This window comes from Novosphingobium sp. 63-713 (assembly GCF_001898925.1).
Classification (GTDB): Bacteria; Pseudomonadota; Alphaproteobacteria; order Sphingomonadales; family Sphingomonadaceae; genus Novosphingobium.
On the sequence record NZ_MKVS01000026.1, the window covers coordinates 463,621 to 484,363 of the forward strand.

24 protein-coding genes are annotated in these 20,743 nt (G+C 64.2%); 9 read left to right on the forward strand and 15 right to left on the reverse strand.

Annotation, left to right across the window (positions count from 1 at the left end; translation table 11 throughout):
• Positions 1-199: 199 nt before the first annotated feature.
• Positions 200-946 carry a tRNA pseudouridine(38-40) synthase TruA gene (gene truA, locus BGP00_RS13070; RefSeq protein ID WP_292689617.1) on the reverse strand — a complete coding sequence of 249 codons (747 nt, stop codon included), beginning with the start codon at positions 944-946 and terminating at the stop codon, positions 200-202.
• Positions 943-1,866: a methionyl-tRNA formyltransferase gene (gene fmt, locus BGP00_RS13075; protein ID WP_292689618.1), complete on the reverse strand. Its 924-nt coding sequence runs from the start codon at positions 1,864-1,866 to the stop codon at positions 943-945. The genes truA and fmt overlap by 4 nt, the downstream gene beginning before the upstream one ends.
• Before the next feature lie 53 nt (positions 1,867-1,919).
• Between fmt and recR the strand changes: the two genes are divergently transcribed.
• From recR to rmuC, 3 genes are all read left to right on the forward strand, one after another.
• On the forward strand, positions 1,920-2,516 hold the full coding sequence (gene recR, locus BGP00_RS13080; protein ID WP_168605187.1) for a recombination mediator RecR: 597 nt from the start codon (positions 1,920-1,922) through the stop codon (positions 2,514-2,516).
• Positions 2,517-2,606: 90 nt separating this feature from the next.
• The gene (locus tag BGP00_RS13085) at positions 2,607-3,176 is read left to right on the forward strand and encodes a peptide deformylase (RefSeq protein ID WP_292689619.1); all 570 of its coding nucleotides are present in this window, start codon (positions 2,607-2,609) and stop codon (positions 3,174-3,176) included.
• 52 nt (positions 3,177-3,228) lie between these two features.
• Positions 3,229-4,629: a DNA recombination protein RmuC gene (gene rmuC, locus BGP00_RS13090; RefSeq protein ID WP_292689620.1), complete on the forward strand. Its 1,401-nt coding sequence runs from the start codon at positions 3,229-3,231 to the stop codon at positions 4,627-4,629.
• 15 nt (positions 4,630-4,644) lie between these two features.
• On the opposite strand, the gene BGP00_RS13095 is transcribed toward rmuC, so the two are convergent.
• The 7 genes from BGP00_RS13095 to BGP00_RS13125 all read right to left on the reverse strand — a co-directional run bounded on the left by BGP00_RS13095 (position 4,645) and on the right by BGP00_RS13125 (position 10,164).
• Positions 4,645-5,445, reverse strand: a complete 801-nt coding sequence (locus BGP00_RS13095) for an RNA methyltransferase (RefSeq protein ID WP_292689621.1) — start codon at positions 5,443-5,445, stop codon at positions 4,645-4,647.
• A 75-nt stretch (positions 5,446-5,520) separates the two neighbouring features.
• Positions 5,521-5,799, reverse strand: coding sequence for an HPr family phosphocarrier protein (locus tag BGP00_RS13100; protein WP_292689622.1), 279 nt, complete (start codon positions 5,797-5,799; stop codon positions 5,521-5,523).
• Between the two features lie 36 nt (positions 5,800-5,835).
• Positions 5,836-6,240 carry a PTS sugar transporter subunit IIA gene (locus BGP00_RS13105; protein WP_168605192.1) on the reverse strand — a complete coding sequence of 135 codons (405 nt, stop codon included), beginning with the start codon at positions 6,238-6,240 and terminating at the stop codon, positions 5,836-5,838.
• 91 nt (positions 6,241-6,331) lie between these two features.
• The gene (gene rapZ, locus BGP00_RS13110; protein WP_292689623.1) at positions 6,332-7,306 is read right to left on the reverse strand and encodes an RNase adapter RapZ; all 975 of its coding nucleotides are present in this window, start codon (positions 7,304-7,306) and stop codon (positions 6,332-6,334) included.
• 67 nt (positions 7,307-7,373) lie between these two features.
• A complete protein-coding gene (locus BGP00_RS13115) occupies positions 7,374-7,826 on the reverse strand; it encodes an HPr kinase/phosphorylase (protein WP_292689625.1) in 453 nt (150 codons plus the stop codon).
• On the reverse strand, positions 7,823-9,412 hold the full coding sequence (locus BGP00_RS13120) for an ATP-binding protein (protein WP_168605195.1): 1,590 nt from the start codon (positions 9,410-9,412) through the stop codon (positions 7,823-7,825). Before BGP00_RS13120 ends, BGP00_RS13115 begins: the two co-directional genes overlap by 4 nt.
• Complete coding sequence (locus BGP00_RS13125; protein ID WP_210428622.1) at positions 9,409-10,164, reverse strand: response regulator transcription factor; 756 nt, start codon at positions 10,162-10,164, stop codon at positions 9,409-9,411. Before BGP00_RS13125 ends, BGP00_RS13120 begins: the two co-directional genes overlap by 4 nt.
• A 493-nt stretch (positions 10,165-10,657) precedes the next feature.
• Here BGP00_RS13125 and BGP00_RS13130 point away from each other — a divergent pair, with 493 nt between their 5' ends.
• The gene (locus tag BGP00_RS13130; protein WP_292689627.1) at positions 10,658-11,020 is read left to right on the forward strand and encodes a hypothetical protein; all 363 of its coding nucleotides are present in this window, start codon (positions 10,658-10,660) and stop codon (positions 11,018-11,020) included.
• 2 nt (positions 11,021-11,022) lie between these two features.
• Positions 11,023-11,208: a hypothetical protein gene (locus BGP00_RS13135; RefSeq protein ID WP_273619043.1), complete on the forward strand. Its 186-nt coding sequence runs from the start codon at positions 11,023-11,025 to the stop codon at positions 11,206-11,208.
• Positions 11,209-11,261: 53 nt separating this feature from the next.
• Here BGP00_RS13135 and BGP00_RS13140 read toward each other — a convergent pair whose 3' ends face one another.
• Positions 11,262-11,918, reverse strand: coding sequence for an alpha/beta hydrolase (locus BGP00_RS13140; protein ID WP_168605199.1), 657 nt, complete (start codon positions 11,916-11,918; stop codon positions 11,262-11,264).
• A gap of 158 nt (positions 11,919-12,076) precedes the next feature.
• Between BGP00_RS13140 and BGP00_RS13145 the strand changes: the two genes are divergently transcribed.
• From BGP00_RS13145 to parC, 4 genes are read left to right on the forward strand one after another with little or no spacing between them, the layout of a single operon-like run.
• Positions 12,077-13,105: an aminotransferase class V-fold PLP-dependent enzyme gene (locus tag BGP00_RS13145; protein WP_292689628.1), complete on the forward strand. Its 1,029-nt coding sequence runs from the start codon at positions 12,077-12,079 to the stop codon at positions 13,103-13,105.
• Positions 13,102-14,166, forward strand: coding sequence for a cysteine desulfurase family protein (locus tag BGP00_RS13150; RefSeq protein ID WP_292689629.1), 1,065 nt, complete (start codon positions 13,102-13,104; stop codon positions 14,164-14,166). The genes BGP00_RS13145 and BGP00_RS13150 overlap by 4 nt, the downstream gene beginning before the upstream one ends.
• Positions 14,167-14,201: 35 nt before the next feature.
• Positions 14,202-14,534 carry a 2Fe-2S iron-sulfur cluster-binding protein gene (locus tag BGP00_RS13155; protein WP_168605202.1) on the forward strand — a complete coding sequence of 111 codons (333 nt, stop codon included), beginning with the start codon at positions 14,202-14,204 and terminating at the stop codon, positions 14,532-14,534.
• 41 nt (positions 14,535-14,575) lie between these two features.
• Positions 14,576-16,867, forward strand: coding sequence for a DNA topoisomerase IV subunit A (parC, locus tag BGP00_RS13160; protein WP_292689630.1), 2,292 nt, complete (start codon positions 14,576-14,578; stop codon positions 16,865-16,867).
• A gap of 10 nt (positions 16,868-16,877) precedes the next feature.
• On the opposite strand, the gene BGP00_RS13165 is transcribed toward parC, so the two are convergent.
• The 5 genes from BGP00_RS13165 to BGP00_RS13185 all read right to left on the reverse strand — a co-directional run bounded on the left by BGP00_RS13165 (position 16,878) and on the right by BGP00_RS13185 (position 20,711).
• A complete protein-coding gene (locus tag BGP00_RS13165) occupies positions 16,878-17,522 on the reverse strand; it encodes a TIGR02281 family clan AA aspartic protease (protein ID WP_292689631.1) in 645 nt (214 codons plus the stop codon).
• A gap of 69 nt (positions 17,523-17,591) precedes the next feature.
• Positions 17,592-18,362: a TIGR02281 family clan AA aspartic protease gene (locus tag BGP00_RS13170; protein ID WP_292689632.1), complete on the reverse strand. Its 771-nt coding sequence runs from the start codon at positions 18,360-18,362 to the stop codon at positions 17,592-17,594.
• Positions 18,363-18,371: 9 nt separating this feature from the next.
• Positions 18,372-19,538 carry a CCA tRNA nucleotidyltransferase gene (locus BGP00_RS13175; protein WP_292689715.1) on the reverse strand — a complete coding sequence of 389 codons (1,167 nt, stop codon included), beginning with the start codon at positions 19,536-19,538 and terminating at the stop codon, positions 18,372-18,374.
• Positions 19,539-19,548: 10 nt separating this feature from the next.
• Positions 19,549-20,145, reverse strand: coding sequence for a CoA pyrophosphatase (locus BGP00_RS13180; RefSeq protein ID WP_292689633.1), 597 nt, complete (start codon positions 20,143-20,145; stop codon positions 19,549-19,551).
• Complete coding sequence (locus tag BGP00_RS13185) at positions 20,142-20,711, reverse strand: DUF1285 domain-containing protein (protein ID WP_292689635.1); 570 nt, start codon at positions 20,709-20,711, stop codon at positions 20,142-20,144. Before BGP00_RS13185 ends, BGP00_RS13180 begins: the two co-directional genes overlap by 4 nt.
• Positions 20,712-20,743 lie beyond the last annotated feature (32 nt).

Sequence of the window (20,743 nt, forward strand, 5' to 3'; positions counted from 1 at the left end):
TTGTCCCTTTGCAATCCCATTAATTTTGGGTGGGATCGCAAGCTGGGGTGTTTTGGAGTTGATGGCCTGCGGCGCAATTAGAAAGCTCCGCAGGCTTTTTATTGGATACGTCGCGTCCGACACCTGACGCTGAACCCGCTGAACCCTTGGCACGACAAAGACAGTAATGGGAGCGCGAGGGTCTAGACCCTCGCATTATCTATTCCCCCTGATAAAACGCCCGGTTGAAAAACAGCCCATCAGGAGGCGCATTCACCGGCAAGGCCTGTCGATCCCGCGCCTCCAGCGCTTCGCGCACCCGCTCCACCGGCCAGCGGCCCAGCCCGACCACCGACAGCGCCCCGACCATCGATCGCACCTGATGGTGGAGGTAGCTCCGCGCTGCCGTTTCGATGATCACTTGATCGCCCTGCCGCCGCACGGTCAGGCTGTCGAGCGTCTTAAGGGGGGAGGCGGCCTGACAATGGACCGAGCGGAAAGTGGTGAAATCATGGTGGCCAACCAGCGCCTGCGCGGCCTCATGCATCGCCTCGGCGTCCAGCGGTTTGGCCACCTGCCACGCATGGTTCAGTCCGATGGTCAACGGCGCGCGGCGGTTGACGATGCGATAGATATAGCTGCGCCCGATGCAGGAAAAGCGCGCATGCCAGTCATCAGCCACGACCCTGCAATCCAGCACCGCGATCGGGTTGGGACGCAGATGATAATTCATCGCCTCCATCAGGCGGAAGGGGGCGATGTCCTTTTGAATATCGACATGGGCGCGCATGAACAGCGCGTGGACCCCGGCATCGGTGCGCCCGGCGGCAAACATCACGGCCTGCTCGCCGGTGACGCGTTCGATAGCTTCCTCGACGGCCTGCTGGATGCTGGGGCCATGCGCTTGCCGCTGCAGGCCCATGAAGGGCGTGCCGTCAAATTCCAGCGTAAAGGCGAAACGGGTCATGCCAGATCGCTCGATTTAAGCCGCGTCCCGGCGGGAATGGGCCGTCCGCGCAGCAGGTCGGCCACGGCCATGGCGGGTTTGCCCGCGCGCTGGATTTGCACGACGCGGATCGCGCCCACGCCGCAGGCGATGGTCAGCGCATCGTCGAGGATCACGCCCGGATCGCCCGCGCCCTCGGCCAATTCAGCCGAGATCACCTTGTAACGCTCGCCCTCCAGTTCGAAGAACGCGCCGGGCGCGGGCATGAAGGCCCGGATCTGGCGCAACACCTGCTTGGCGCTGGTGGTAAAATCCAGCCGCGCCTCGGCCTTGTCGATCTTGTGGGCATAGGTGATGCCCTCCAAGGGCTGAGCCTGCGGCGGATAAGCGTCCAGATCGCTCAGCACCTGAACGATCAGCCGCGCGCCCATTTGCGCCAGTTCCTCGGTCAATTCGCCGGTCGTCTTTTCGGCAATGTCGGTCCGCCCTTCCAGCCGCACCGGGCCGGTGTCCAGCCCTGCCTCCATCTGCATGATGCCGACGCCGGTTTCCGCGTCCCCGGCCAAAATCGCGCGCTGAACCGGCGCTGCGCCGCGCCAGCGCGGCAGCAGCGAGCCATGCAGATTGAGGCACCCATGCACCGGCGCGGCCAGAACCGCACGCGGCAGGATCAGCCCATAGGCCGCCACCACCGCGACATCGGCTTTCAGCGCGGCAAAATCGGCCTGTTCCTGCTCGCCCTTCAACGATACCGGATGGCGCACCTCGATGCCCAGCTCGGCGGCGCGTTTATGCACCGGGCTGGGCGTCAATTCGCGCCCGCGACGGCCGCCGGGACGGGGGGGCTGGCTATAGGCGGCCACCACATCGTGGCCCGCGGCCGCCAAAGCCTCCAGCGCCGGAACGGCAAATTCGGGCGTGCCCATATAGATGATGCGCATAAGTCACTTTCCGGCTCTTTGCCTTTGCTCTGCGCCGCCCTATCTGGAGGCGCATGGCATCGCAAGAGATCGAGACACTGGCGCAGGTTTTGGCGCGCCTGCCGGGGCTGGGGCCGCGTTCGGCGCGGCGGGCTGTGTTGTGGCTGATTAAGCGGCGCGACACCTCGCTGGGGCAATTGCGCGACGCGTTGGAGGTGTTGCAGGACCGGCTGGTCGAATGCACCACTTGCGGCAATGTCGACACCAGCGATCCTTGCGCGATCTGCGCCGATCCGCGCCGTGATGCGCGCTCAATCTGCGTGGTGGAGGATGTGGCGGATCTGTGGGCGCTGGACCGGGCGCGGCTGTTTACCGGGCGCTATCATGTGCTGGGCGGGCGGCTGTCGGCTTTGGATGGGGTGCGGCCTGAGGATCTGTCGATCGCGCCTTTGATAGAGCGTGTGGGCGCGGGCGGGATTGACGAGGTTGTGCTGGCCATGAATGCCACGCTGGAGGGACAGACCACCGCGCATTATATTGCCGAGAGGCTGGAAGGGATGCCCGTGCGCGTGACGCAACTGGCGCATGGTCTGCCGGTGGGAGGCGAGCTGGACTATCTGGACGAGGGGACTTTGGCGCAGGCGCTCCGGGCCAGGCGGCCCGTTTCCTAAAAACGCGCGCGAGACGCCCGGTTTCCTGACGATTACAGAAATCGGACACGGCGCCTTGCGCGCGGGGCAGGGTGCGATTATCTGGCCATCATGGCTATCCGACCGATCCTCGAAGCGCCCGATGCGCGCCTGAAGCAGATTTCTGCCCCTGTCACCGTGTTTGACGATGAGCTCAAGGTGCTCGTCGCCGATATGTACGAGACGATGTATGACGCGCCGGGCATTGGCCTGGCTGCTATTCAGGTGGGCGTGCCGCTGCGTGTGGTGGTGGTCGATCTTCAGCCCGAAGATCCCGATGCCGAACCCGAAGTCTGCACCTCGCATGGCGGGCATGAGCATACGCATCAGCCGGTGAAGCGCGAGCCGCGCACCTTTATCAACCCGGAAATCCTTGATCCTTCGGAAGAACATTCGGTCTATCAGGAAGGCTGCCTGTCGGTCCCCGATATTTATGCCGAGGTCGAGCGCCCCGCCACCTGCCGCCTGCGTTGGCAGGATGTCGACGGCAATGTGCATGAGGAGGCGATGGAAGGCCTGATGGCCACCTGCATCCAGCATGAGATCGATCACCTCGAAGGCATCCTGTTTATCGACCACCTTTCGCGGCTGAAGCGCAATATGGCGCTCAAGAAGCTGGAAAAGGCGCGCAAGCTGGCTTGATTCGGGGGCGATTGCCCTCTAGGTTCACGGTTCGTTCTGACTGGAGTGAGCCGTGGATTCTGCCTTGTTTGTGATTGTTGCTTTGGTGGTCGGGCTGGGGCTGGGCTGGTTTCTCGGCCAGCGCCCTGTGGCCGAATCGCAGGCAAGGCTGGCCGAGCGCGAAAAGGCTTTTGCCGAATTGGACGAGCGTTTCCGCCGCGCGATCACCGATCTGGCTGCGGCGGGCGAGCGTGCGACGCGGGCCGACGGGCTGGCGCAGGCGCTGGAGGATGCGCGCGCCGATATGCTGCGCGCCCAGCGCGACTTGGCGACCCTGCGCGCGCAAGCCGAGCATTTCGAAGAGCAAAAGCGCCTGCTGCTCGAATCGCAGGATCAACTGCGCCGCGAGTTTGAAGTGGCCGGCGCCCGCGTGCTGGAACGGGCGCAGGAGGCATTTCTCTCCCGCGCTGAGGCCCGCTTTACCCAGAGCGAGGAAAAGCAGGCCGAGCGGATCAATTCCGTGCTGGCCCCGGTGGGGGCGCGGCTGAAGGCCTATGAGGATCAGGTGAGCGCGCTGGAAAAAGGGCGCGTCGATGCTTTTGGTCAGCTCACCGGCCTGATCCAGTCGATCCGCGATGGGCAGGAGAAGGTGCGCGAGGAAGCGGCGCGACTGGGCAATGCGTTAACCAATGCCCCCAAGGCGCGCGGGCGCTGGGGCGAACAGGCACTGCGCAATGTGCTGGAGCAATGCGGCCTTTCCGAACATACCGATTTTGTGACCGAACATTCGATCGACACGGAGGAAGGGCGGCTGCGCCCCGATGCGATCGTGTCGATTCCGGGCCAGAAGAAACTGGTGATCGACGCCAAAGTCTCGCTCAACGCTTATCAGGAGGCGTTCGAGGCCAGCGATGAGGGCGCGCGGGACATCGCGCTGGCCCGCCATGTGGCCAGTATGCGCGGCCATGTGCAGACGTTGGCCACCAAGTCCTATCAGAGCCAGTTTGCCGAAGCGCCCGATTATGTGGTGATGTTCGTGCCGGGCGAGCATTTTGTCGCGGCGGCGATGGAAAAGGACCCCGAGCTTTGGGATTTTGCATTCCGTAACAGGGTCTTGCTGGCCACACCTACCAATCTGGTGGCGATTGCGCGCACGGTGGCGATGGTGTGGAAACAGGACATGCTGGCGCAGGAGGCCCGCGAGATCGGGCGTCTGGGCGGCGAATTGTATGATCGGTTGAGGGTGGCTGGTGACCACCTCAAGCGTGTTGGCGGCGGTCTGACCAGCGCGGTGGACAATTACAACAAGTTCGTCGGTAGTTTTGAACGCAACGTGCTTTCGAGTGGGCGTCGTTTGCGCGACAAAGGTATCGAGATCGGTAAGCAGATTGAGGATGTGCCGGTGGTCGAGAGTTTGCCGCGCTATGGCGATGTGACTGAGCCTTCGGCGCTGCCATGGCCCGATGGGGAATAAGCAGGGGGAGGGGGATTACCCCTCCAGCGTGGCCAGCACCTCATAGGCCAGCACGGCGGCGGCCACGGCTGCATTGAGCGAATCAGCGCGGCCCTTCATCGGCATGGTCACGCGCAGGTCGCAGGCGAGCTCATATTCCTCGGGCAGCCCGCGCGATTCGTTGCCCACCATGATGAAGCAGGGCGCGGCATAGGGGGCACCACGATAAGGCACCGCCTCGCGCAAGGATGCGGCCACCAATTGCCCATCGCCTCCGCGCAGCCATGGCAGGAATTCCTCCCATCGCGCCACGGCCAGCTTTTGTGTGAAAATCGCGCCCATGCTGGCGCGCACGGCCTCGACGCTGAACGGATCGACGCTGTCGTCGAGCAGGATCAGCCCGCCCGCGCCCACCGCATCGGCCGTGCGCAGCATCGTGCCCAGATTGCCCGGATCGCGCATCGCCTGCGCCACCAGCCAGATCGGCGCGGCATGGCGATCCACGCCCGCCAGCGATGTGTCAAATTCGCGAAATACGCCGCAAACGGCCTGCGGATTATCCTTGCCGGTAATCTTGGCCAGAATATCTTCGCTGGTCTCGATCACCTCGCCGCCCGCGTCCAGCACGGCCTGTTCCAGCGTATCGAGCAGGGGATGCGCCTCACGCCCCTCCGCCATCACCAACGTCTCGGGCAAACGCCCGCTTTCGCGCGCATCGGTCAGCAGCCGCAATCCTTCGGCCAGAAAGCAACCCTCGCGGCGGCGCAGCTTCTTTTCCCGCAGCGAGCGCAGGAATTTGACCGTGGGATTGGAAAAGCCGGTGATGGTGCGGCGCATGTCAGGGGCAAGCCTTATGGCAAAACAGGGAAACTGCGCCGCCTATAGCCACGCCATGCGTCCCTGTCGAACCCTTCAATCTTCGCCGAAACCGTCCTTGACCAGACCCGAGAGCCGCGCCAGCGCCTGATCCGCGCCATCACCCGCCACGACAATGTCCACACTGTCGCCGCGCGCCGCGCCCAGCATCATCAGGCCCAGAATCGAGCCGCCCGCCGCCTCGGTGCCGTCCTTGAGCACCTTGACGTTGATGCCGCCCGGCAGCATCGCCACCATATTGACAAATTTCGCGCTCGCGCGGGCATGCAGACCCTTTGCGTTCACGATCTCAACGGTTTCCCGTGCTTCAGCCATGCTTTCCTCTCACCTGTGTACAGGAATCCCGGTTTATCAGGCTTCCTGGCCCAGAAACTCGGACGCTATGGTTATGTAATTGCGTCCAGCATCACGCGCCGCGCCAACCGCCGCCCGTACCGTCGCGCCCTTTCGCGCACCGGCCAGACGGATCAGCATCGGCAGATTGATTCCGGCGATCACCTCGACCCGGCCTGCCTCCATCAGCGAAATCGCCAGATTGGAGGGCGTACCCCCGAACAGATCGGTCAGGATGATCGCGCCTTCGCCGCTGTCGACGGTTTTGATCGCCTCGGCAATTTCCTTGCGGCGGCGTTCGACATCGTCATTGGGGCCGATACAGACCGTGGCCACCGCTTCCTGACGGCCCACAACATGCTCCATCGCGCGCACGAATTCCTCGGCCAGATGGCCATGCGTCACCAGAACAAGGCCGATCATGCCCGCATCCCAGACATTTGTTGCATCATGACAATAATGGCGCCGGGCATGTGGGGAGCAGGACCTTTCGCAGGCAAATATAAATGGCCACTCATCGCGCGGCGCTTCCTTCAACAAGGTCGGCCGCGCGTGAGCCCAGATTACGGTGAATCATTGTGGGCGAAAATCCGGATGCGCGCAAGGCTGCGCCGATTTGTTCGGCCATGAAAACCGACCGATGGCGCCCTCCTGTGCATCCAAAAGCGATGTGAACATAGGCTTTTCCCTGCGCCTGAAAGCGTGGAAGCAATAGCAGGAGCAGGTCGCGAATACGGGTAAATGCCTCGTCAAAGGCCGGATCTTCGCGGATGAAGTCGCCCACGGGGCCTTCGCGGCCGGTCATCGGGCGCAACACCTTGTCCCAATGGGGATTGTTCAGAAAGCGCATGTCGAAAACAAAGTCGGCCAGCGGGGGCATGCCCTTGGAAAAGCCGAAGCTGGTGATCGTCAAGGTTAACGCGGGGCCCGAATCGGGTGCGAATTGTTCCCGCATCGCCTGTTGCAGCGCGTTGGTGGTAAAGGCGGTGGTGTTGATGACGATGTCGGCCCATCGGCGCAGCGGTTCCATCATGTCGCGCTCGGCCGAAATGCCGGTGGCGACCGGCATGTCCGAGGCGAGGTGATGGCGGCGGCGCGTCTCGTTATAGCGCCGTTCCAGCTCGCCCACGCCGCAGTCGAGGTAGAGCGTCGTCAATTCGATATCGGAGCGCAGGCTCAACCGTTTGACCAGCGCGATCACCGCCTGCGGATCAAAGCCGCGTGTGCGCGAATCAAAGCCGATGGCCAGTGGCCCGCCCATGGGATGACCATCGGCATGCTGGTCCTCCTGATTGGTGTCGAGCAGCCTTTCAAGAAAGCGGATCGGGAAATTGTCGATGGTTTCCCATCCCAGATCCTCCAGCGCCCGCAGCGCCGTGGATTTGCCCGCGCCCAGCACCCCCGTCACCAGCAGGATGCGCTGCTTGTCCGGATCCCCATGCAGGGTGAGGCTGTCCGAAGCGGCAGGGGATGTGTCGGAGGCTGTCATAAATCTTCTCTGCGCCCAGAGCGTTAAAATGTGAAGAGGGCGCACCTATGCAATTTGGGGCAACACTTCAGATTTCCGTTGGTTCCCAAAGGCCATGGTACTTTAGGGCGAGTTCGGCGCGCAGCACCAGCGCCGAACTGTCGGGCCAGAGCGTGATGCAGGGAATTACCAGCGAGCCCACCGTGATTCTGGGCGCGACCTCGATATGGCGCGGCCCGCCCGCCTCCAGCCGAATCATTAACGCCACCCTTGCGCGCTCGGCCACCGGCATCGTCACCAGCCCGACCCCGCGCACCTCGATCAACCCGCGCGTGTTGGGGTGGGGCAGGGCGTAAAGGGTATCCTGATCCTCGCAGAGCATCACCCCATCATCGCCCACCAGCACCGCGCCCCGGTCGATCAGCCCCAGCGCCAACGAGGATTTGCCCACCCCCGGCGCCCCCTCGATCAGGATCGCGCGGCCCCCGATGCTCACGCAGGTCGCCTGTCTGGCCCAGTGGGGTTTGGTCGGGCTGCTCATTCCTCCTCGACCTCCTGATGATAGGTGGGCAATTCGATCACCAGTCGCGCGCCCCGCTCGCCTGGTAAGGGATCGCGCGCGGTCAGGGTGCCGTCATGGCCCTCGATGATCGTGCGGGCGATGGCCAGGCCAAGGCCTGAATGCGCGCCGAAATCCTCGCCCGCCGGGCGCAGCGAGTGGAAGCGCTCGAACACGCGTTCGCGCGCCTGCGGCGGGATGCCGGGGCCCTCGTCACGGATTTCGACGACCACATGCTCGTTGGTGCCGGTGATCTCGATGCGGATCGCGCCATGCGGCGGCGAAAAGGACACGGCATTGTCCAGCAGGTTTTCCAGCACCCGTTCCAGCCTTGTCGCCACGCCCGCCACCACGGCCTCATGGTTGCCGATATGGTGCAGCAGCAGCCGGCAATCGCGATTGGCCCCGCGCCGCCCGCGTGCGCCCACCATCGCCTCGGCCAGCACGCGCAGATTGACCGGCTCAAACGTGCTGCGCGCCAGTTCGGCGTCGATCCGGCTCGCCTCGGCAATTTCGCTGATCAGGCGGTCCATGCGCTGAACATCGTGATTGGCAATGTCCATCAATTGGCGGCGCAGATCGAGATCGTCGATTTTATCAAGCGACTCCAAGGCACTGCGCAAGGAAGCTAAGGGATTTTTGATTTCATGGGCGACATCGGCGGCAAAGCGGTCCACCCCGTCCATGCGCGTGCGCAGCGCCTCGGTCATGTCCGAAAGCGCACGCGCCAGCAGCCCGATCTCATCCCCGCGATCCGGCAGGCGCGGCACCACCACCGTTCGGTCGCGCCCCAGCCGCACCCGCACCGAGGCGCGCACCAACAGGCGCAGCGGCTGCACAATCGTGCGGGCCAAAAACAGCGAGAGATAGACCGTGAGCAGCAAAGCAATCGCCACGACAATCGCCAGCGTCTGACGCGCATCGCGCACGCTTTGCGTCACATCGCGGGCGTTCTGCTGGACCAGCAGCACCTGTCCGCGCCGCCCGACCGGCGTGGCGGCGTTGATGATGGGCGTGCGGTCCGGGGCATAATGTTCGCGCACGGCGGTCTGGCCCGATCGGCGCGCCTCGATCACCTCGGGCCAGTCATTGGCGTGGGTGGGGGCGGGCGGCTCGACATAGGCGGGCACTTCGGGCGCGCCCAGAATGGCGTCCATGCCCCGGTCCAGCAGGCGGGCCGATTGCATATACCACGGCTGGGTGGCCGGATCGGCCAGATGGAACGATGGCGGTGCAAGCAGGAAGCTGTCGGCCTCCAGCGACCCGTCGGCGCGATAGAGGCGCAGGCGCAGCGCATGACGGCGGCCAATCGTGGTCAGCACCTGCGCGCGCGTATCGCCCGATGCCTGCGCCAGCGCCTCGGCGGCGATCTCGGCCTCGCCGCTGGCGCGTTTGAAGCGTTCGCCCAGCACCTCGCGGCGATAGGAATCGATATAGAGCAGGCTGAAAGCGATCAGCGCCAGCACGATCACATTGACCGCCAGAATGCGCGTGGTCAGCGAAACGCCGCGCCATGGGCCTCCCCGCGCATGGGCCGGGCGGCGCGGGGGCATTTCCGCCGCGTTCATCCGCCCTCGCTGAAGGAATAGCCTGCGCCATACAGCGTTTCGATGGCCGAAAATGTCGGGTCCACCTGACGGAATTTGCGGCGCAGGCGCTTGATGTGCGAATCGATGGTGCGATCATCGACATAGGTGTCATCATTATAGGCGCAGTCCATCAACTGGTTGCGGCTCTTGATGACGCCGGGGCGCTGGGCCAGCGTTTCTAGGATCAGGAATTCGGTGACGGTCAGCGAGACGGGCCGGTCATCCCATCGCACCTCATGGCGGGCCGGGTCCATGCTCAACCGGCCGCGATGCACCAGATCGGGGGTGGGCGTGTCATCCTGGGCAGGTTCGGCGGCATCGGCGCGGGCCACCTCGACCCGGCGCAGAATCGCGCGGATTCGCGCCACCAACAGCCGCTGGCTAAAGGGCTTGGTGATGTAATCATCCGCGCCCATGGCAAGGCCCAGCGCCTCGTCGGGCTCCTCATCCTTGCTGGTCAGGAAAATCACCGGCAGCGCGGATTTTTCGCGCAGGCGCTGCAACAGTTCCAGCCCGTCCATACGCGGCATCTTGATATCGAAAATCGCCAGATCGGGCGGATTTTCAAGGCAGGCTTTCAACGCGCTGGCGCCATCGGCATAGACGCGCGTGGTAAAGCCTTCGGCCTGCAAGCCTATGGAAACGCTGGTTAAAATATTGCGGTCATCATCCACCAGCGCGATCGTGTGGCGCGGCGTGGCAGAAGATGCGGCTTTCTCGTTGTTGCTCATCGACATAGCGACCTGCATGGCGCGGCTGAACCAAGGCTGAGCGGTAGCCTGTGGCGGGACCGGGCGCAAGCGTGGCAGGTTTACATCAAACGTAGGAAAATAGGAGGAATTGCAATCTGCCATTTGACGTAGTGTGGGGGCTGGTCTATTAATTCCCTCGTCAATTCGTATGTAATTGACAAAGGGGGCCTTCCGGCACGGCGATTATTGCGAGAGGGCATTCTTGAATCGACCGTTTGTTGTTGCGGCCTGCTGGCCCTTCTTGCGGAGTGTTCGGTTTTGACCAAGCTGTTTGATGGAAACGCGGATTGCTCTGGCCTGTCGGGCCGGTGCGCTCTGTCGTGGCCCGTCCGGCGATAATTTCGGTTTCGCGCATACACCACGGAAGATTGGTGAGAGGAGGGGCGCCGGTGGCTATGTCACCGGCGCCTTTTGCTTGGCCCCGTCATAAACCCGTGTCATGCATTCGGTTAACCAATCGGAGGGTGAAACGATGAGCTTGCTTGATTCCCTGCTGGGGCAATTGTCGGGTAACGTCGATGTGGCGGCCATCGCGGCCAAGGTGGGCATTGACCCCGCCACCGCGCAAAACGCGATCACCGCGCTGGGTCAGGCTCATGCGCAGGAAGGCGATACGGTGGAAACCGCCGCCGCGCAGACCGGCATCGCCCCCGATACGCTTAATCAGGTGGTGGGCGCGCTGGGCGGCGTTGAAGGACTGGGGCAGGTCTCGCAGATCCTGCAGAACAACCCGCAGATCCTCTCGTCCATCAACAGCTTCCTTGATCGCGATGGCGATGGCAGCGCGCTCAACGATGTGCTGGGGATGGCCAAGGGCCTGTTCGGCAAGGCCTGAGCATGTTGAACACGGCGCTTTCGATGGCTGTGCTGGCCGTGATCCTGCTGGTGATCGGCTCGGGCGCCCTATGGCGGCGCGGGGTGCGCAAACAGGCGATTCTGATGATCGTGCTGGCGGTGATTCTGGGCGCCAATGTTGCGATCTGGAGCCTGCCGCCTCCCGCCGCGCTTTCAGGAAAGCCATGACGGGAGCCTGACGCCCGATCAGGGGATCGGGCGTTTTAGGCAGCCAAATCCGATCAGCGGATCGGGCAATCCGGCGAAAGCCGCATGTCGAGGTAATTGTCGACCGCGCGCATCATCTCGTCGAGTTCGTTCTCATAGAAATGGTTGGCGCGGGGCACTTCGTCGTGGTGGATCGTGATGTGCTTTTGCGTGCGCAGCTTATCCACCAGCTTCTGCACCGAATTGGGCGTGACAACCGTGTCGGCCGCGCCCTGCACAATGATGCCGCTGGCCGGGCAAGGGGCCAGGAAGCTGAAATCATACATGTTGGCGGGCGGCGACACGCTGATGAAGCCCCGGATTTCCGGGCGGCGCATCAAGAGCTGCATCGCGATCAGCGCGCCAAAGCTGTAACCGGCGACCCAGGTCGTGCTGGATTCCGGGTGGATCGACTGCACCCAGTCGAGCGCGGCGGCCGCATCCGACAATTCGCCGATGCCATTGTCAAAGCTGCCTTGCGAACGGCCAACCCCGCGGAAATTGAAGCGCAGCGTGGCGAACCCGCGCGCGACAAAGGTTTTATACATAGCCTGCGTCACGCGGTCATTCATCGTGCCGCCGGCCTGCGGGTGCGGGTGGAGGATCATCGCCACGGGCGCGCGCGGGCGCGAGCCGGGCTGAAAGCGGCCTTCGAGGCGGCCTTCGGGGCCGGGAAAGATCACTGCGGGCATGTATCAAATCCCTGATCGTGTGGACAGAACCGGCGGCAAATACGCAAATCTAGCGCAAAATCTGCGGCAGGGACTGTGATTGGAAGCGATGCGCTATATAGAAAGCCATCAAGCGAAAGCAATGTTTTCAGACAACGCGCGGTAAAAGAGCTTCGATAATGCCCAAGTCCACGATCTATCTCGACCATGCCGCCACCACGCCGATCCTGCCTCAGGTGCGCGATGCGATCGGCGAAGGCCTGCGCGAATGGGCCAATCCGTCGAGCCAGCACGGATCGGGCCGCACCGCGCGGGCGCAACTGGAGGCGGCGCGCGAAAGGGTGAAACAGGCGCTGAACTGGCCGGGCGAGGTGATCTTTACCGGCGGAGCGACCGAGGCGCTGGCCATCGGCTATACCCGCGCGCAGGCGCTGCGCCGCGCGGCCAGCGGGGTTGAACATCCGGCTGTGGCGCGTTTGGCGGAACGCGATGCGGTGATCCCGGTGGATCGCCTTGGCCGGGTTGATCCGGGCGCGCTGCCCTCGGTCGATCTGATCGCAGTGCAGCAGGTGAATAACGAGACCGGCGTGATCCAGCCTGCCCTTGGCGAGGCGATCCGGGCGAAGGGTGCGGTGTGGCTGGCCGATTGCGCGCAGGGGGCGGGGAAATTGTCGCTGCCCGATGCCGATATGATCGCGATTGCCGGGCATAAGGTCGGGGCGCCTCCGGGCGTCGGCGCTCTGCTGGTGCGCAACTTTGGCCTGATCCAGCCCAGCGGGGGGCAGGAGCGCGGCTATCGTGTGGGGACGGAAAACCTGCCCTATATCATGGGCTTGGCGACGGCTCTTGAAACGGATCGTTCATGGCTGCTGTCGGCGGCGGTCTTGCGCGGATGGTTTGAGGATGAGATCCGCGCTATGGGCGGCGAGGTGATCGGCGAGGGGGCCGAGCGCATCGCCACCATCGGCGCCTATCGACTGCCCGGCGTGAATGCGACCACGGTGCTGATCCGCGCCGATATGGCGGGCATCGCCATTTCCGCCGGTTCGGCCTGTTCCAGCGGCAGCCTCAAGCCCAGCCCGGTAATTCTTGCCATGGGGCGCAGCGAGGAGGAGGCGCGGGAAGTGTTCCGCGTTTCCATCGGGCGCGAGACGACGCGCGATGATCTGGCCGCGCTGCTCAAGGTTTTGCGCGGGCTTCGCCGGTGATCTACCTCGATTATCAGGCCACGACGCCGCTGGCCCCCGAAGCGCGTGAGGCGATGCTCTACTGGCTGGGCGAGGCCGGTTTCGCCAATCCGCACAGCCCGCATCGCCCCGGCCGCGCGGCGGCGGCGGCGGTTGCGGTGGCGCGCGAGTCTGTCGCGGGCATCCTGCCCCCGGGCGGGCGCGTGACCTTTACCGGCGGGGCGACCGAGGCGATCAATCTGGCCATTCAGGGCCTGCGCCCTCGCCGCATCGCAGTTTCGGCCATCGAACATGCCGCCGTGCTGGATACGGCAAGGGCCTGCGGGGCAGTGGTCGATGTGCTGCCGGTGTCGGCCGAGGGGCTGGTGGCGGCGGATGCGGAAATCGCGTCGGGGACCGATCTGGTGGCCGTGATGCAGGTGAACAATGAGATCGGCACGGTGCAGCCCGTGGCCGCTTTGGCGGCGCGGGCGCATGAGGCTGGCGCGCTGTTCCTGTGCGATGCGGTGCAGGGGGCGGGCAAGATGGCCGCGCCCGAGGGTGCCGATATGGTCGCCATTTCCGCGCATAAGATCTATGGCCCCAAGGGGATCGGCGCGCTCTGGACCCGCGATGGGGTGTCGTTGAACCCGCTGATCCATGGCGGGGGGCAGGAGGGCGGCCTGCGTTCCGGCACGCTCAGCCCCGCGCTTAGTGCCGGATTTGGCGTGGCGGCGGCCCTGTGTAAAGATCTGTGGATAAAGGATGGGGAACATGTGGAGGCGCTGTGGCAAATTGCCCGCGCCATCCTGCCCCATTGGACCTTGAATGGCAGCGAGGTACAGCGCTGGCATGGCAATCTCAATATCCGGCGCGATGGCCTTGATGTCGCGCGTTTGATGAGCGATTGCCGCGACATTGCCTTTTCCGCAGGGTCAGCCTGCGCCAGCGGTTCCGGGCGGCCCAGCCATGTGCTGACCGCCTTGGGACTTTCGTCAACCCAAGCAAAAAATTCTATCCGCCTCGGTTTCGGGCGCTATACGCAAAGCGGAGAGTTTGCCGAGGCCTTGAAGCGAATCGATGCCGCAGCCGATGCCCAATAGGGCGGCCGCACAAGTCGGATAGGGGTCGAAGAATAGTGATCAAGGTGCAATTCATCACCGCCGGGGGGCAACGTGTGGAAGCGCAGGCCAGTGCAGGTCAGCGTCTGCTCGAAGTGGCACAGGCCGCAGGCATGCCTCTGGAAGGGACATGCGAGGGCCAGATGGCCTGCTCGACCTGTCATGTGCTGATCTCTCCCGATTGGTTTTCGCGCCTCAAACCGGCCAGCGCCGATGAAGAGGATATGCTCGATCTGGCCGCAGGCGTCGCCGCGACCAGTCGTTTGTCATGCCAGATCACCATCGAACCCGATCTGGATGGCCTGACCGTAAAAATTCCGGGTGAAAGCCGGGATATGCAGCGCGGGTAATACTTGGGATATGCGCGTCGGCCTGTTAGGGAAGGTGCGATATGCCCAGCGACATCACCGAACCCGATCCGTTTGACGCCATCATCGATGCGCCTTTCGACGCCGCTTTGTCCGAGCGGTATCTGGTCTATGCGCTCTCCACCATCACGGCGCGTTCGCTGCCCGATCTGCGCGATGGACTGAAGCCGGTCCATCGCCGCCTGCTCTGGGCCATGCGCCAGTTGAAGCTGGACCCAGCGCAGGCGTTCAAGAAATCCGCCCGCGTGGTGGGCGATGTCATCGGTAAATACCATCCGCATGGCGACGCCAGCGTCTATGACGCGATGGTGCGTCTGGCTCAGGATTTCTCGCTGCGCTATCCGCTGGTTGAGGGGCAGGGCAATTTCGGCAATGTCGACGGCGACAATGCCGCGGCCTATCGCTACACCGAAGCGCGGCTGACCAAGACGGCGATGCAGTTGATGGCGGGCCTTGAAGAAGGCACGGTCAATTTCATCCCGACCTATAATGGCGAGGATGAGGAGCCGGAGATCTTCCCGGGCCTGTTCCCCAACCTGTTGGCCAATGGCGCGACGGGCATTGCGGTGGGCATGGCCACCAGCATTCCCAGCCACAATGTCGCGGAAATCCTCGACGCCACGCTGTTGCTGATCGAGAATCCGCAGGCCGAACATGCCGATCTGATGAAGGTGTTCCACGGCCCCGATTTCCCCACAGGCGGCATCGTGGTCGACAGTCCGGCCGCGATTTCCCATGCCTATGCCAATGGCAAGGGCTCGATCCGGGTGCGCGCGCGTTTCTCGACAGGGCGCGACGAGGCGGGCCAATGGGAACCCACCGGCATCGAAAAGCTGGGCAGCGGCCAGTGGCAACTGGTCATCTCGGAAATTCCGTACATGGTCCAGAAGGGCAAGCTGATCGAGCAGCTTGCGGGTCTGATCGCCGACAAGAAATTGCCGATCCTTGAGGATGTGCGCGACGAATCGGACACCCAGATCCGCATCGTGCTGGTGCCCAAGAGCCGTAATGTCGATCCCGACCTGCTCAAGGAAAGCGTTTATAAGCTCTCCGAACTGGAAAGCCGGTTCAGCCTGAACCTCAACGTTCTGGATGCGCAGCGCACGCCCGGCGTGCTGGGGCTGAAACCGCTGCTCCTGCAATGGATCGTCTCGCAGATCGACATCCTGCAGCGCCGCGCCCGCCACCGGCTGGACAAGATCGCCAACCGGCTCGAACTGGTCGAAGGCTATATCATCGCCTATCTCAACCTTGACCGGGTGATCGAGATCATCCGCACCGAGGATGAGCCAAAGCCGGTGATGATGGCCGAATTCAACCTGACCGACCGGCAGGCCGAAGCCATCCTCAACATGCGCTTGCGCTCCTTGCGCAAGCTGGAGGAAATGGAGCTGCGCGGCGAGCGTGACGATCTGCTCAAGGAGCAGGACGAGCTGCAGAAGCTGCTGGAAAATCCGGCCCGTCAGCGCACCCGCCTCAAGCGCGACATTACCACGCTGCGCAAGGATTATGCCGAGACCACCGCGCTGGGCCGCCGCCGCACCACCATCGAGGAAGCCGCGCCCACCCGCGAATTCAGCATGGATGCGATGATCGAAAAGGCGCCGCTCACGGTGATCCTTTCCGCGCGCGGCTGGATCCGCGCGGCCAGCGGGCATGAACCGCTGGACAAGGAATACAAGTTCAAGGAAGGCGACGGCCCGGCCTTTGTGCTTCATGCGCAGACCACGGACAAGCTGCTGATCGCCTGCGACAATGGGCGCTTTTACACGCTGGGCTGCGACAAATTGCCCGGCGCGCGCGGCTTTGGCGAGCCGCTGCGCTCCATGGTCGATATTGATGCCGACGCGCATATCGTGGCCATGATCGTCTATCATCCCAAGGCGCAATTGCTGCTGGCGGCCAACACCGGGCGCGGCTTTGCCGCCGAGGCGGATGAATTGCTGGCCGAAACCCGCAAGGGCCGGGCGGTGATGACGGTCAAGGATGGCGTCAAGCTGATGGTGGTGCGCGAAATCCCGCCAGAGCATGATTACGTGGCCGTGATCGGGGAAAACCGCCGCATCGTCATCTTCGGTCTGGTCGAGGTGCCGGTGCTGGCCAAGGGACAGGGCGTCACGCTGCAGCGCTATCGCGATGGCGGTCTGTCCGACATCATCACGCTGAAGTTCGAGGACGGACTAAGCTGGACGATGGGCGGCGAGACGGGGCGGACGCGGGTGGAAAAGGACCTGCGTCAATGGCGCGTGGCACGCGGCGCGGCGGGCAGTTTCGCACCGCAGGGCTTCCCCCGCGACAACAAGTTTCAGAGCTGATCCCCCGGTTTTAATCGGTCACCTTGGGGGTAAGGATCATCACCTTGCCCTCAACCCGCCATCCTTCGAGGGATGAGAGGAAATTCATCCCCAGCACATTGGTCGTGCCGATGGTTGGGGCGATGATGGTGGTCATGTCGGCGGCATGGATCGAGCCGACCTCAAGACTGTCGATCTGCGCTATTTGGGCCGGCGTATCGCCATTGGCGGTGTGCAGGTTGACCCGGCCCGAATGCGCGCCCGGCTCGACCATCGCCTCGCGCGCCACTTCGGAGGACAGGGTGGTATAGGTCGCGCCGGTGTCGATCAGGAAGCGCTGCGGCGTGCCGTTGACGGCGGCCTCCACCCAGTAGTGCCCATCCTCGCCCAGCGGCACGCGGGTTTCGCCCCCGCGCAGGACCGGCGCCGAAGCCTGCGCCGCCATCGCCACCCCCGCCACCAGCGGCACGCCGACAAAGGCCCCGCCCAGTTGCACCAGCGTAATGCCAAAGGCCACCGTCAGCCCCGCGCTGCCCACCATGCGGATCGTGGCGCCCAGCGCGCCGCTGGCCTCGGCCCGGATGATCCCGCCCACCAGCAACAGCGCCATAAAGCCAAAGGCCGAGGCCAGCACCAGATGGTTGGGCAATTCCAGCAGGAGGTCGAACAGGGGCATCGCGCAAGGCTCTCGAAACAATCGGATGATGCACCACTATTCCCACGGCCCCCGCGCGCGGCAATTGTGTTAACCAACCTCGTCCGTGCCAGCTTGGGACGGATCGGTTTTTGCCGGATGATGCGGCTCCAGCACCATCACGCGCCCCTCGACCCGCCAACCCTTGAGCCGGGTCAGGAAATTCATGCCCAGCACATTGGTTTCACCAAGGCCGGGGGCCACCACCGCCTCGATATTGCGGGCCACGGCATTGCCGATTTTCAATTCATGGATCAGCACGATGCGCCCGGTGGCGTTGCCATTGGCGGTGCGCAATTCGATCTTGGGCCCATCGCGCGCGATATGCAGCCCCGCCTCCTGCGCCGTTTCGGGCGAGATGGTGGTCAGCGTAGCGCCCGTATCGACCAGAAACCGCCGGGGTGTCCCGTCTATCGAGGCCTGCACCCAGAAATGCCCGTCATCGGCCAGGGGCACACGCGTCACCTTGCCCTCGACCACCTGCGGCTCCTCGCCCTCGGGCAAATGGCGCGTGATCGCATCGGGCAGGGCGGAGGTGATGCCAAAGCGGCGCAGATCGACCACCCCCATCAGCGCCACGATCAGGGCCACAATCAGCCCCAGATTGCCGAAAAACCGCAGCAACCCGCCCAGCATCGGCAGCCGGTAGCGGATCAGATTGCCGAAGATCAACAGACCGGCGCAAACCAGCGCCCAGCCCAGCACCGGCTGGGTCATCACCAGTTGGACCGCCTGCGCCCATAGGGCCGAGCCTGCCTCGATCAACCGATCGAGCGCCGCGCCGGCCTTATCTGCATGAGCGCCTGTTTTGGCGGCGGTCATAATCTCTCCTCAAGGGGCCTCGTTCAACAGGGCCTCGTTCAACAGCTCCTCGACGCGGGCGGCATCGGGGAACTCTTCGGCCACCCACCGCCCTTCGACCGAGCGGAGAATATGGGCGATACGCGGCCCGGCAGCAACGCCGCGCGCGACGATATCGCCGCCTTTTAGGGGGAAAAGCGGAATGGTCCAGCCGCCCAAAGGCGCAATCGACCCGCCGTTCAGCAGCAGGCGATCCATCGCCCCCTCCATGCCCAGCGCATAGGCCATGGCGCGCGCATCACCTGTATCCTTGCCGCGCGCGGCGGCTTGGGAAAGGCGCTTCTTCTGCGCCCCCGACAGGCGAAAGCGCGAGGCGACCTGTTCGGCCAACCCGCTCTGCGCAGGCAGCAGCGCCGCCAGCCGCCGCACCGCATCGGGCGCCACACCCTGCGCCCGCTCCTGCGCTACCAGATCGGCAAGCGCCTCTACGCAAGCCTCGGGCAAAACCACCGCCAGCACGCCCAGCTCCGCCATCCGCGCCACAGTGGGCGCCGGATCGGGCAGGCCCAGCAGGTTCATCATCTCCATCCCGATCCGCTCGCGCGACAGGCCCTTGAGCGTGGCGGCCAGCGCGGCGCAGGCCTGTTCGGCCTCCGGATCGGGGGTCTGGCCAAAGCGGGCCTGAAAACGGAAATAGCGCAGGATACGCAGGTGGTCCTCACGGATGCGCTGGGCCGCATCGCCGATGAAGCGCACCCGCCGCGCCGCCAGATCCGCCAGCCCTCCGAAATAATCGAACACTTCGCCCGTGGCGGGATCGACATAGAGCGCGTTGATCGTAAAATCGCGGCGCGCCGCATCGTCGCGCCAGTCCTGCGCAAAGGCCACGGTCGCGCGCCGCCCGTCGGTCGACACATCATGGCGCAGCGTGGTGATCTCCACCGGCCCGCCTTCGGTCAGCGCGGTCACGGTGCCATGCTCTATGCCGGTCGGAACGGTGCGGATGCCTGCGGTCTTGCACCGCGCAATCACCTCTTCGGGCAACAGGGGCGTGGCCGCATCCATATCCTTGACCGCCAGGCCCAGCAGCGTATCGCGCACGGCTCCGCCCACCCAGCGCAAGGGGCCGACCGCCGCCACCAGTTCGGCCAGGTCCGGCCGGACCAGCCAGCCTTCGCGTTTCAGAAATTCCGTCATACCGTGCTGTTCAGTCATTTGGCCAGTTCAGGCGTTTGGAAAGATTGGCGAGAATGGCCCCGGTGATGCCCCAGATGCGATGCCCGTTCCATGGAATTTCGACCAGATGGCGGGTCTTGCCCTCCCATTCGATGGCGCGGCGCTGATGGTTGGCCGGGTCCATGACAAAGCCGAAGGGAGCCTCGAACCACTGCGCCACCTCGTCCGGATTGGGCACCAGCGGCAGATCGGGCGGGATCAGCGCCAGCACCGGCGTCACCGCATAGCCCGATCCGGTCAGGAACACATCAAGAGGACCGATCACATCGACATGGCGCGGGTCAATGCCCAGCTCCTCCTGCGCCTCGCGCACGGCGGCGTCTATGTCGGTTTCGCCCGGATCAAGCCGCCCGCCTGGCAAGGCAACCTGTCCGGCATGGGCGCGCATTGTGCCGGGGCGGTGGATCATCAGCACGCCGGGCGCGGCCCGCTCGGTCACGGCGATCAGCACGGCGGCGGGTTTGAATTCCTCGATGCCCGCCGTGCGCGGATCGGGAAACAGCGTGGGCGCAGGCCCCGCCATCCCGGCGTGATACAGCCGCTCCAGCTTGTACCGCAGATTGCTCATTGAGGCGTAAGGGGGAAACTTATCCCCAAACTATCCACAGACAGTCCACCGTCTGTACCCCCAACCATCCCCGCTTTTTCCAGCGCCATATCCACCAATTGTCCCCAAGTGGAGCGGTCGATCCGGGCCAGACAGCCATGACGCACGGCCAGATAGATCGCGGGCGTTTCAGCATCTCCCCGCGCGATCAGCGGGTGGTCCGGCCCCGCGACCACCGTGTCATCGGTATTGAGCCGAAACACCAGCGCCCCGTCAATCCGCGCCACATCCACCGCGACAAAGGCGGCATCGACCACCGCGATCCTCTGGCGATCCTGCGGCGTCACCAGCCAGTGCTGGCCCGCATCGTCGCGCATCAGAAGCGTGGAGAAGGCGCGCACCATGGCCGGGCGGGTGATCGGCCCGCCCTGATGCCACCATGATCCGTCGGCGCGGATCTCCATCTGGCTGTCGAGTTCCTCGGCCGGATGCCATTGATCAACCGGGGGCAGGCGGCGCTCGGCCACCATGCGGGCGATGTCCTCAAGCGAGAGCGCGGCCAGATCGGGAGGGGGCGTATAGGGCATGGCGGCAATATGGGGCAGGCGGGCGCTGTGCG